Source organism: Halorubrum amylolyticum (assembly GCF_004114995.1).
Classification (GTDB): Archaea; Halobacteriota; Halobacteria; order Halobacteriales; family Haloferacaceae; genus Halorubrum; species Halorubrum amylolyticum.
Window position 1 is genome coordinate 80,692 of the sequence record NZ_SDJP01000002.1, and the last position, 12,106, is coordinate 92,797.

The following is a 12,106-nucleotide window of genomic DNA, read 5'->3' on the forward strand; positions in this document are numbered from 1 at the left end:
CTATCATATATAACTTTTTAACCCCAGAGTTAGCAAGTCCCGACTCGTATGGGACCGATACCGTTGCAGGCTGTCGAATTCTCGCATAGCCCGCTGCTGACGTTCGTCGTCGGGTTGATCGCGGTGGTCGCGCTGCTCGTGTGGCTCGACTTCCCGGCGTTCATCGGCCTCGTCATCGCGGGGTTCACCGTCGGGCTCGTCAACGCCGTGTTCGTCCCCGACTTCACGTCGACGATGGCCGCCACCGAGGTCGCCGGCGCGTTCGGTGACAACATGGCCGGGATCGGTATCCCGATCCTGATGGCGGCGGTCATCGGGAAGGCGATGCTCGAAAGCGGGGCCGCACAGCGCGTCGTCCGCGGGTTCCAGAACGTGCTCGGGGAGTCGAACTCCGACATCGCGCTGCTCGGGAGCAGTTCCGTGCTCGCGATCCCCGTCTTCTTCGACAGCGTGTTCTACCTGATGGCGCCGCTCGCCCGCTCGATGCGCGCCCGCGTCGGCCGCGACTACACGCTGTTCATCGTCACGGTCGGCACGGGTGCAGCCGCCGCGCACGTGTTCGTTCCGCCGACACCCGGCCCCCTTGCCGTCGCCGCGGAGATCGGGAGCGATCTCGGGATGACCATCCTCATCGGAATCATCACCGCCATCCCGGCGGTGCTCATCGCCGGCCTCGGCTACGGTCGCTGGATCAACGCCCGGCTCGACATCCCGCTGCGGGACACCATGTCGACGACGACCGAGGAGCTCGAGGCGGTCGCCGAGCGGCCGACCAGCGAGCTTCCCGGCATCCTCGAATCGCTCGCGCCGATCATCGTCGCAGTCGCGCTCATCGGGTCGGCCACCGCTGTCGACACGTTCCAGCAGTGGTACCCGTCGCTGGCGGCGCTGGAGCCGATCGTCGGCTTCCTCGGCGACAAGAACGTTGCGCTGATGTTCGCCGCCGTCGTCGCGTCGGTCTCCTTCTACCGCCACGACGATCTGATGCAGAGCGAGTGGAGCGACGAGCTCACCGAGGCGTTAAAAAGCGGCGGCAACATCGCCGCGATCACCGCCGCCGGTGGCGCGTTCGGCGCGCTGCTCGCGGCCTCCGGGATCGGCGATTACATCGCCGGATCGCTTCAGGAGGTCGGGATTCCCCTGCTGGTGACGGCGTGGCTCATCGCGGCGATCGTCCGCATCGCGCAGGGGTCCGCGACCGCTGCGATGTTGACCGCAGCGGGGATCATGGCCCCCCTCGTCGGCCAGCTCTCCGTCCACCCCGCGTACCTCGTCATGGTCATCGGGGCCGGCGGGAACATCTGCTCGTGGTACAACGACTCCGGCTTCTGGCTCGTCAAGGAGATCGGCGGGCTCACGCAGGAGGAGACGCTGAAAACTTGGACCGTCCTGACCACCCTCATCGCGGTGTCGGGGCTGGTGACGACGCTCGTCTTCTCGTCGGTGTTCCCGTTCGCCTGATCGACGCACGCGAGTCGAGCACGCACATCTTTCGTGAAAACCGACCGCCGACCGACTGCCAGCGGTAGGTCGAAATCGGTCGTCAGGTCTCGTTCCAGTCGTCTGCCGTCGGTTCCGTCCCGGCGTCGGCGGCGCACCGATTCGGACCGAGTTCCAACTCGATCGCCGCGGTCTCGTCCGGCGGCGACTCGACGCCCCGGTTCGCCGCGATGACGCGCTCGTAGTTCGGCGGCTTCTCCGGCAGCGTCGCCGTAATCCTCTCCACGAACGCCTCGCGGTCGAGCCCGAGGACGTCGAGCCTCCGGCGCGCCGCGCCCACCGTCGTCGTCACCGGCTCGCCGGGAACGACGTCACCGGTCGTCCCGTCGTTCGCGACCGCGAAGTGGCCGGGACAGACGACGACAGCGTCGGGCTCCGCGAGCAGCGTCCCGTGGAGCGAGTCGTAGAGGCGCTCGGCGCCGGTCGCCGCGCCGACGCTCTCGGCCTCCTCATCCGCAGCGCCGTCGCCGGCCGCGAACTGCAGCTCCGTCCGACCGACGCTGTCGGTGAAGAGCGTGTCGCCGGTGAGCAGCGCCGACCGTCCGACGAGGTAGCTCGCGCCGTCGTCGGTGTGTCCGGGGGTCGCGAGCGCCTTCACGTCGACGCCGCCAACACCGAGCGTCTCGTTGCGCGCGAGCGGCTCGAACGCGTACGCCACGTCGCGTTCGGCGGCCGCCGCCGGCAGGTAGTACGGCACGCCGAGCTCGTCGGCGAGCGCCCGACCGCCGGAGAGGTGGTCGGCGTGGACGTGCGTGTCCAGGACCGCCGCGATCGACGCGTCCCGCGCGGCGGCCGCCTCTCGCCACTCGTCGACGTGACGGGAGACGTCGACGGCGATGGCGACGCGGTCGGAGCCACCGAGACCCGTCTCCGCTTCGGATGGGTCCCCGCCGACCACGAGGTACCCGAGACACCCCTTCGCGCGCCGCTGAATCTGGACGACATCGAGCGGATCGTCGCCCGCGTCGGGGAGCTGAACCGCGGTCCGGTCGTACACCCTCGACCAGCCGCGCATCCCGTCCGCGACGACGGCGACGTCGCCGTAGCCAGCGGCCTCCAGCTCCGCGGCGAGGTCGAGCGAGGCCTTTCCCTTCGCACAGGTTGTGACGACCGCGTCGTCGGGGACAAGCCCGGTCTCGGCTTCGAAGTCGTCGACGTCGAACTCGTGGAACGGCTTGTGGAAGTAGTGAATCGAGTCGGCGATCCGCCAGCCCTCGTAGCTCTCGCGGGGGCGCGTGTCGACGACGGCGAAGGACCGCTCGCCGCGTCGTCGCTCGTCGATCCTGTCGCGGAACGCGTCCGCGTCGATGACGGTTGGCATGGTCGACGCTTGGCGCCGGACGGCAAAACGTGTCCGGTGGGGCTCCGGACCGGGTTCGCCCGCTCCTCTGCGCTCGCGATGGACAACTTTTAGCCCGGCGACCTGACACATCGGCGCATGGTCGAGGCGTTCGCGGTCGCCAGCGGGAAGGGCGGCACGGGGAAGACGACGAGTACGCTCGCGCTGGGGATGGCGCTCGCCGAGGAGCACGACGTCACCGTCGTCGACGCCGACACGGGGATGGCGAACCTGCTGTTCCACGCCGGGCTCGACGACGCCGCAGTCACCCTCCACGACCTCCTCGTCGAGGGGACCGCGACGGCGGTCTCGGAGGCGACGTACGACCGATTCGGGCTCTCCGTCGTCCCCTGTGGCACGTCGCTCGCGGGCTTCGAGGCGGCCGAGCCGGGTCGCCTCCGCGAGGTCGTCGCCGAACTCGCCAGCGATGCCGACGTGCTGCTGCTCGACTCGCCGGCCGCGCTCGGCTCGAAGTCGGCGGTGCTGCCGGTCGTCCTCGCGGATCGGGTCGTGGTCGTCGTCGAGCCGACGATCCCCGCGCTCTCCGACGGGCTGAAAGTTCAGGAGTACGCGCGCTCGTACGGGACGGAGACCGCGGGCGTGCTGTTCAACAGGGTCCGCGACGACGCGGCCGACGTGGCCGAGCAGGCCGAGCGGCGCTTCGGCGGCCCCGTCCTCGCTAACGTCCCCGACAGCGACGCCGTCAGGGAGGCGCGCCGCGCCGGGAAGCCCCTGCTCGCGCACGCTCCCGAGAGCGAGCCGGCCGTCCGCTACCGGCGGGCCGCGGCTCGGCTCGACGTGCGCGACGGCGACGGGGCGACCGTCGCCGATCGGTTCCGGAGCGCGGTCGTTCCCGACACGCCATGACCGGACCCGCGGACGCGTCGGAGCTTCGGATTCCCCGCGGTGACCTGCTGCGCTCTCGCGTCGTCTCCGACGTGGGCACGACGCTCGACCGGGCGCTCAACCGGGAGCTGACCGGCTACGCGACGCTCGTTCCACAGGAGACGCTCCTGCTGGAGGGCGAGGCACGCGGCGTCGTCACGTTCGCCGACGGCGTCCCGGTGCTCGCGTACAACACGGTGAGCGACAGCGGTGGCTCCGACGCCCTCGCGGAGCTCGCGGTCCCCGGCCCCTACCGCGTCGAGCTGTACGCGGTCGACGACCGCGCGCTCGAAACCGCTCACGAGGAGGACGCGCTGCGCGTCGCGCCGGGCGCCGCGGCGACCGAGCTCGCGGGCGATCAGGCGCTCGCCGACCGGACCCGCGACGCGGCCCCCGACGAGCGGTTGGACGCCGACCGCGACGACGACGGCGACGCGGTCGCGGCGTTCCTCGAAGACGACGAGCGGATCGAGGCGATCCGCGAACAGGCGCGATCGGAGGCGGCGGAGCGCGCGTCCGAGTGGGGGCTCGACGACGCGTTCGCGGGGACGGACGGAGGCGGTTTCGACGGGTGAACCGCCACAGCGGTTAGGTCGCTCCGCCCCGTACGTCGGTCATCACCGTCCTTCGTCTTCTCCGGCTGACGGAACCGAGCGATTTCGCCGACTGGTACGCCGCGAGCCGCGCGTACACCCGCCACGTCGCCGCGGAGATGGGGTTCGAGGGAGCCGACGCGCTCGATGGGGCGCGGATCGCGACCGACCTCCGCGAGGACCCGTCGGCGCTGTCGCCCGCGGCGGCCCGATCGGTCGCGGCGACGCTGCTCGCCGACGGGCGCTTCTCGGAGCCGTACTGCGAGTGGCTCCCGACGTGGTACGAACTCGGCCTGATCGCGCCGGTCCGATACGGGGAGTGGCGGCTCCGGCGCGTCGCCGAGACGGTCGCGGACGCCGCGAACGTGACGGTGACCGCACCGCGCTTCTCCCGGCCGCGGGACGCAACCGTCGACGGACGGCCCGCGCTCGCACGGGTCTCCGGCTTCCGCGAGCGGTTCCTGCTCGCCGACGCGCTGTTGCACCTGGAGTGGTTCGAACACGCCGCGGCCGCCGACGGCATCGAGGTCCCTGCGGCGCTCGTCGAGCGCACCCGCGCGGAGTCGCTGTCGTACTACGGCGGTGACCGGGATCGCCTCTCGGAGCCGGTCCGGCAGTTCCAACGGCTGCTGTTCGCCGACGACGCGTGGGTCCGCCGAGTCGACGAGGGCTACGGGATCGACAGCGGCCTGTTCGGCCTCTGGGAGCGCCTGCTGCGCGCGGAGCGGGAGCGGCTCGGCGGCGAGAAGTAGTTACAGGTCCTGTAACACGTTACAGGATCGATCGAGGACGTGGAAGGTAAGTATAGGTGGAGATATACCCAATCGTTCGATGCGAACCGATCGCAGGTTCGTCTCTCGCCCGCTCGCGTTTTCGGCCCTCATCCCCGCGTCCCCCCGCGATGGGTCGCCACGTCCGATTACTCGCCGCCGAGTAATCTTTTATTCACAGTTGCGCATTGCGGAAGCTTCATAGGTCGGCTCTCGGATCGTCTGAGCACACGAATGGCAGTACTCTGGCTCGAGGATGTCGATGCCGACGATGTCGGGACCGTCGGCGGAAAGGCGGCTTCGCTCGGTGAACTCATCGGGGCGGGGCTCCCGGTTCCGCCGGGGTTCACGGTCACGGCAGACACGTACCGCACCTTCATCGAGGAGGCGGGGATCGACGAGGAGCTGTTCGCCGCGGTCGATGTCGACCCAGAGGACTCCGCCGCGCTCCGTGAGGCCGAGGAGACGGCGGCGGAGCTAATCGTAGAGACGCCGCTCCCCGACGACGTCCGCGAGGAGATCGTCGACCGGTACCGGGCGATGGGCGACGACGGCGAGGAGGCGTTCGTCGCGGTGCGCTCGTCGGCGACCGCCGAGGACCTCCCCGACTCCTCTTTCGCCGGCCAGCAGGAGACCTTCCTCAACGTCCGCGAACAGGATCTGATCCGCCGGGTGAAGGAGTGCTGGGCGTCGCTTTTCACCCAGCGGGCGATCTACTACCGGCAGCAGCGGGGATTCCCGCACGCCGATGTCGACATCGCGGTCGTCGTCCAGCGGATGGTCGACGCCGAGAAGTCCGGCGTGATGTTCACCAGCCACCCCTCGACCGGCGACCCGCAGATCACGATCGAGGCCGCGTGGGGACTCGGCGAGGCGGTCGTCTCCGGCACAGTCTCGCCGGACAACTACGTGTACGACCGCGATCGAGGCGCCGTCGACGAAGTGACCGTCGCGGACAAGAAGGTGGAGATGGTCAAGGACGCGGAGACGGGCGAGACCGTCACGCTGGACGTCGACGACGACCGCCGGAACAGCCGGGTGCTCTCGGACGCGGAGATCGAGGAGCTCGTCGCCCTCGGCGAGCGCGTCGAGGACCACTACGGGACGCCACAGGACGTGGAGTGGGCGATATACGACGGGGAGATCTACATGCTGCAGTCCCGTCCGATCACGACGATTCAGGAAGGCGAGGGGGGCGCCGACGAGGGCGAACCCGAAGAGAACGCCGCCGGTACCGGCGGCGGTTCGGCCCCTAACGGCGCGGGCGACCGCGGCGCCGCGGACGACGACGCCGACGTGCTCGTCGACGGGCTCGGCGCCAGTCCGGGCGTCGTCTCCGGGACCGTCCGGATCGTTCACAAGCTCGACCATCTCGACCAAGTACAGGAGGGCGACGTGATGGTCACCGAGATGACGATGCCGGACATGGTTCCCGCGATGAAACGCGCCGCTGGGATCGTCACGGACGAGGGCGGCATGACGAGCCACGCCGCGATCATCTCGCGTGAGCTCGGCGTCCCCGCGGTCGTCGGCACCGGAAACGGGACTCGGCTCCTGAACGACGGACAGAGCGTCACGCTCGACGGCGACAAGGGAACGGTCCGCGCCGGCGCGGACGAGGACGCCGAGTCCGGCGAGGAGTTCGAGCCGGTCGAGGCCGCGCGGCCGGAAACCCCCGTCAAGCCGATGACGGCGACGGAGGTGAAAGTGAACGTCTCGATCCCCGAGGCGGCCGAACGGGCCGCGGCGACGGGTGCCGACGGCGTCGGCCTGCTCCGGATCGAACACATGGTGTTGTCGCTCGGGAAAACTCCCGAGAAGTACATCGCCGACCACGGGGCCCGCGCGTATCAGGACGAACTCATCGAGGGCGTCCGGCGGGTCGCCGACGAGTTCTACCCCCGGCCGGTTAGGGTCCGGACTATCGACGCCCCGACCGACGAGTTCCGAGAGCTCGAGGGCGGCGAGGGCGAGCCGGCCGAACACAACCCGATGCTCGGCTGGCGCGGAATCCGCCGGAGCCTCGATAAGCCCGAGCCGTTTCGACAGGAGCTGGCGGCGTTCGCCCGGCTCTACGAGATGGGGTACGACAACCTGGAGGTGATGTTCCCGCTGGTCAACGACGCGAGCGACATCGAGGGGATCAAAGGGCACATGCGCGAGTCCGGTATCGATCCCGACACGCACCGGTGGGGCGTGATGATCGAGACGCCGGCGAGCGCGCTGCAGATCGAGGAGCTGGCGGCCGCGGGGATCGACTTCGCCTCCTTCGGGACGAACGACCTCACGCAGTACACGCTGGCGGTCGATCGCAACAACGAGCACGTCGCCGACCGGTTCGACGAGCTTCACCCGGCGGTGTTACAGCTCATCGGCGACACGATCGAGACGTGCCGAGAGCTGGGCGTCGACACCAGCATCTGCGGACAGGCGGGATCGAAACCGGAGATGGTCGAGTTCCTCGTCGAGGCGGGCGTCTCCTCGATCTCGGCGAACATCGACGCGGTGCGGGACGTGCAACACGAGGTGAAGCGGACCGAACAGCGGCTCCTCCTCGACTCGGTTCGCTGACGCGGCCGCAGGAGCCGCTCGTCCGGCCGAGGCTTCCGGAGAGCCCGGAGCGGAACGGGTAAGGCCCTCCGCGGCAACGTTCGGTCGAATGCAGCAGCCCGAGCCGCAGTCGTTCGACCGGGTGCTTTCCTCGATGTGCACCGAGCCACATCCAGCGGCCCGGGAAGCGGCCGAGCGATTCCTCGCGACGAACCCGGGCGACCCGGCCACGTACGAGGCGGTCGCGTCGCTGGAGGAGCGCGCGGTCGAACTCCTCGCGACGCTGGCGGACCACCCGACGCCGACCGACGCCGCGGGGTACGTCACCGCCGGCGGCACGGAGGCGAACGTGCAGGCGGTCCGGTCCGCGCGGAACCGCCACGACGCGAGCGACGTGAACGTCGTGGTCCCCGAGAGCGGCCACTTCTCGTTTCACAAGGCCGCGGAGCTGCTCGACGTGGAGCTCCGGACAGTGCCTCTCGACGACGACTTCCGGACCCGGACCGACGCCGTCGCGGCCGCCGTCGACGACGCGACCGCGCTGGTCGTCGGGGTCGCCGGGAGCACGGAGTACGGTCGGGTCGACCCGATCCCGGAGCTCGCCCAAATCGCACACGAAGCGGGCGCGCGGATGCACGTCGACGCGGCGTGGGGCGGGTTCGTGCTCCCCTTCACCGACGCTGAGTGGTCGTTCGGCGACGCCGCCGTCGACACGCTGACGATCGACCCGCACAAGTTCGGGCAGGCGGCGGTGCCGGCCGGCGGGCTCCTCGCCCGCGACGACGCGGCGCTGGACGCGCTCGCGGTCGACACGCCCTACCTGGAGACGCGGTCGCAGGCGACGCTGACGGGAACGCGGAGCGGTGCGGGCGTCGCCGGAGCCGTGGCCGCGATGGAGGCGCTGTGGCCGGACGGCTACCGCGACGCGGTCGAGCGCGCGACCGCCAACGCCGACTGGCTCGCGAGGGCGCTCGGAGAGCGCGGATACGACGTGGTCGAGCCGGAGCTCCCGCTCGTCGCCGCGGCGCTCCCCGAGTCCGAGTTCGACGCGCTTCGAGGGGCGGGCTGGAAGGTCTCGCGGACGGGTAACGGCGAGCTGCGTGTCGTCTGTATGCCCCACGTAACTCGGGAGGGGCTCCGGGCGTTCGTGGCGGACCTCGATCGAATCCGGGAGTGATCGGCGAGGACGTTGCAGTAGCTGGCGGGAAACCGCGTAGCGAAGCGGTCTGAATGGCGAACAGGCGGCGGTCGTCGATCCCGGGCGGCTCGCCGCGCGGCCGCCTCGACCGCGCCGGGACGGGCGTCAGGTCACGGAACGGGTAGTTCCGGCATCCGGAATAAGGGGTAGGGACCGCCACCGCGGCCGGTGTCGTGAAAGCGATGCGGCGACAGCGAAGCCTCGCTACTCCCCGATCTTTTTCACCCGAACCGCCGCCAACACTCCTGTGACTCCCTTCAGCGACCTCGCCCGCGCCGCCTACTGCCCGCGACAGCTCTACTACGCGCGACGCGACGACGACCGAGACGTTCCCGGCGACGCGCAGTCTCGGATCGACCTCGCCTTTCGGTACCCGACGCTCGTCGACGCCCCGGACGCGACGCTCCGGCGGCTCCCGATCCGCCGGTCTCCGGCAGCGTATCGTCGAAACCTCTCGCGGCTCCGAAACCGCGACGACTATGACCGGCTCGCCGACCCCGAACACGAGCGCGCCTTCCGATCCGGAAAGGACTGTCACGGGACGGTCCACAAGGTGCTCGCGGGCGAGTCGGACGCCGATCCGCCGACCCCCACGGTCGTCTCCCCGGGCGAACCGCCGGAGAACGGGGTCTGGGAGCCGCAGGCGGTCAAGGCCGTCGCCGTCGCCAAGGCGGTCGCGTGGGAGCGCGAACGCGAGGTGCCGCGCGCGCTCGTTGAGTACCCGAGCGTCGGGACCGTCCGCGAGGTCCGGCTCACGACCCGGAAGAAGGCCGCCTATCGGCGAGCGCTTCGGGCCGCCCGCGCGATCGACGGCCCGCCGTCCCGCGTCGACGACGACCGGTGTTCCGCCTGCGACTACCGCGACCGGTGCGGCACCGGGCGGCGGTCGTTCCGGTCGCTGCTGGGCTAGCTCTGCCTACGGCGAGAAGGAGGTTCCGCACTCGAAACAGGTGAACCGGAACCGCCCCTCGTCGGTCAGCTCGGTCGCGTGCGGGAGTTCTTCGCCGCACTCGCGGCACTCGATCAGCGACTCGATCTGGTCCCAGTCGTGGCGGGCGCCGGGGGCGCCGAACGCCCACGCGACGACCTCCTCCTCTGCGTCCTCGCGCACGAAGCCGGACTGGAACTCCCCCGGCGCGAACCGGATCAGCTCGCCGGCCTCCACGTCGACCCGCTCGCGCTCCCGGCCCACCTCGAAGGTGGCGGTCCCCGAGAGCACGTAGAACACCTCCTCTTGGTCGCCGTGGGTGTGGAGCCCGCCGGAGAACGCGTCTCCCGGGGCGAGCTCGAAGTAGTTCATCGCGACGTGGTCGGTGCCGAGGTCCCGTGAGACCGGCTTTCGCACGTCGTGGACCCCCATCGGATTCGTGACGATGTCGACGTCGTCGATCGCGGTTTTTCGCATATCGATCCGTCCGAGGGCGGCCGTATAACCGTGTCCCCGGCCGCGTTCCTGACGGCGCCGGCGAGCGCGCCGGGGTCGCCGGCCCGGCCAAAGCTGTCGCGACCCGACGACTTATCCGTGTGTGACTCATCGGCACGGATACGAATGACACGAGACGATCGTGATCGTTCGGAGGATAGAGGAAGTCGCCTCGCGGCGGCTGGCCGCGAAATTCTCCGACGATAGCGACACCGGGGCGCGACCGCCCCGCGGCGGTACCGGCCCCGAACCCACTGACCAGCCGACGGACCCCCTTTTGACCCGAACACAACTCACCACACTCGACGAGGTACAGCTGTTGGACACCACCCTGCGCGACGGCGAGCAGATGCCGGCCGTCTCGCTGACGCCGGCCGAGAAGGTCGACGTCGCCCGCGAGCTCGACGCGGCCGGGATGCACCTGATCGAGGCCGGGTCGGCGTGCACCTCGGAGGGCGAACGCGAGGCGATCCGCCGGGTGGCCGACGAGGGGCTCGACGCGACCGTGACGAGCTTCGCCCGCGGCGTGAAGCGGGACGTCGACCACGCGCTCGACTGCGGCGTCGACGGGATCAACCTCGTCGTCCCCGCGTCGGACAAACACGTCGAGACGAAGGTCGACTCGACCCGCGACGACGTGGTCGAGACGACAGTCGAACTCGTCGAGTACGCCAAAGACCACGGGCTGTGGGTCGAGGTGCTCGGCGAGGACGGCTCCCGCGCCGACCTCGACTACCTCGAACGCCTGCTCGGGGCCGGCCTCGACGCCGGCGCCGACCGGATCTGCTACTGCGACACCGTCGGCGCGGCCGACCCGGAGCGCACCGCGGCGGTCGTCTCCCGGCTCGCCGACCGCGGCCCCACGAGCCTCCACACCCACGACGACCTCGGCTTCGGCGTGGCGAACGTCCACGCCGGCCTGAAGGCGGGCGCCGACATGGTTCACGGGACCGTCATGGGCGTCGGCGAGCGCGCCGGAAACGTCGCCTTGGAGGAGGTCGCCATCGCGCTCGACCGGTCGTACGACGTCGACACCGTCGAGCTGGAGCGACTCTACCGGCTTTGCCGGACCGTGAGCGACGCGACCGGCGTCGCCCTCCCGCCGAACAAGGCGGTCTGCGGCGCCAACGCCTTCGCCCACGAGTCGGGCATCCACACCGACGGGACGCTGAAGGACGGGACGATGTACGAGCCGTACCCACCCGAGTCGGTGGGGCGGGAGCGACGGCTCGTCCTCGGGAAACACGCCGGGCGGGCGGGGGTTAAGGCGGCCCTCGCCGAGCACGACGTGGCCGTCGACGACAACGAGCTGAGCGAGGTCGTGAGCCGCGTGAAGGAGCTCGGCGACCGCGGAAAGCGGGTCACCGACGCCGACCTGCTCGCGATCACCGAGGACGTACAGGGCCGCGAGCGCGACCGGCACGTCGAGCTCGTCGACCTGTCGGCCACCTCCGGCGGGAACCTCCCGACGGCATCGGTCCGACTTCGCGTCGGCGACGACGAGCGCGTCGCCTCCGGCACCGGGTCAGGCCCCGTTGACGCCGGATTGGAGGCGGTCCGGGCCGCGCTGGCGGGCGAGGCCGCCGGCGAGGGCGTCTCCTTCGAGCTCGACTCTTACCACGTCGACGCGATCACGGGCGGGACCGACGCCGTCGTCACCGTCGAGGTCGACCTCTCGCGGGGCGACCGGTCCGTGAGCGTCTCCGCGACCGACGCCGACATCACCCGTGCCAGCGTCGTCGGGATGGTCGACGGGCTCGACCGTCTGCTCTCGGCCGCCGCCGAGGGCGGGTCGTCGCCGGACGCGGCCTCGCTCGCCGACGACTAAAGGCGGGCCGACGGAGCGGG

At 70.5% G+C, this 12,106-nt stretch carries 10 protein-coding genes; 8 read left to right on the forward strand and 2 right to left on the reverse strand.

What is annotated here, in order from left to right; all coding sequences use genetic code 11:
• The first annotated feature begins 48 nt into the window (after positions 1–48).
• The gene (locus tag ESO89_RS02865) at positions 49–1,461 is read left to right on the forward strand and encodes a GntP family permease (RefSeq protein WP_128904178.1); all 1,413 of its coding nucleotides are present in this window, start codon (positions 49–51) and stop codon (positions 1,459–1,461) included.
• 82 nt (positions 1,462–1,543) lie between these two features.
• Here the strand turns inward: ESO89_RS02865 and ESO89_RS02870 are convergent, their stop codons facing one another.
• On the reverse strand, positions 1,544–2,821 hold the full coding sequence (locus tag ESO89_RS02870) for an MBL fold metallo-hydrolase (protein ID WP_128904179.1): 1,278 nt from the start codon (positions 2,819–2,821) through the stop codon (positions 1,544–1,546).
• A gap of 117 nt (positions 2,822–2,938) precedes the next feature.
• On the opposite strand from ESO89_RS02870, the gene ESO89_RS02875 reads away from it, so the two are divergent.
• From ESO89_RS02875 to ESO89_RS02900, 6 genes are all read left to right on the forward strand, one after another.
• Positions 2,939–3,706: a nucleotide-binding protein gene (locus ESO89_RS02875; protein ID WP_128904180.1), complete on the forward strand. Its 768-nt coding sequence runs from the start codon at positions 2,939–2,941 to the stop codon at positions 3,704–3,706.
• Complete coding sequence (locus tag ESO89_RS02880) at positions 3,703–4,299, forward strand: hypothetical protein (protein WP_128904181.1); 597 nt, start codon at positions 3,703–3,705, stop codon at positions 4,297–4,299. The genes ESO89_RS02875 and ESO89_RS02880 overlap by 4 nt, the downstream gene beginning before the upstream one ends.
• Positions 4,300–4,436: 137 nt before the next feature.
• Positions 4,437–5,069 (forward strand): hypothetical protein, encoded by a 633-nt coding sequence (locus ESO89_RS02885; RefSeq protein ID WP_128904182.1) that lies wholly within the window; start codon positions 4,437–4,439, stop codon positions 5,067–5,069.
• Positions 5,070–5,321: 252 nt separating this feature from the next.
• Positions 5,322–7,658 (forward strand): phosphoenolpyruvate synthase, encoded by a 2,337-nt coding sequence (ppsA, locus tag ESO89_RS02890; RefSeq protein WP_128904183.1) that lies wholly within the window; start codon positions 5,322–5,324, stop codon positions 7,656–7,658.
• Between the two features lie 88 nt (positions 7,659–7,746).
• Positions 7,747–8,814, forward strand: a complete 1,068-nt coding sequence (gene mfnA, locus ESO89_RS02895) for a tyrosine decarboxylase MfnA (protein WP_128904184.1) — start codon at positions 7,747–7,749, stop codon at positions 8,812–8,814.
• Positions 8,815–9,082: 268 nt separating this feature from the next.
• Complete coding sequence (locus ESO89_RS02900; protein WP_128904185.1) at positions 9,083–9,745, forward strand: hypothetical protein; 663 nt, start codon at positions 9,083–9,085, stop codon at positions 9,743–9,745.
• Between the two features lie 6 nt (positions 9,746–9,751).
• On the opposite strand, the gene ESO89_RS02905 is transcribed toward ESO89_RS02900, so the two are convergent.
• Entirely contained in the window at positions 9,752–10,240 is a 489-nt protein-coding gene (locus ESO89_RS02905) for a cupin domain-containing protein (protein WP_128904186.1), read from the reverse strand.
• A gap of 295 nt (positions 10,241–10,535) precedes the next feature.
• On the opposite strand from ESO89_RS02905, the gene ESO89_RS02910 reads away from it, so the two are divergent.
• Positions 10,536–12,086 (forward strand): (R)-citramalate synthase, encoded by a 1,551-nt coding sequence (locus ESO89_RS02910; RefSeq protein WP_206731714.1) that lies wholly within the window; start codon positions 10,536–10,538, stop codon positions 12,084–12,086.
• Positions 12,087–12,106: the final 20 nt, after the last annotated feature.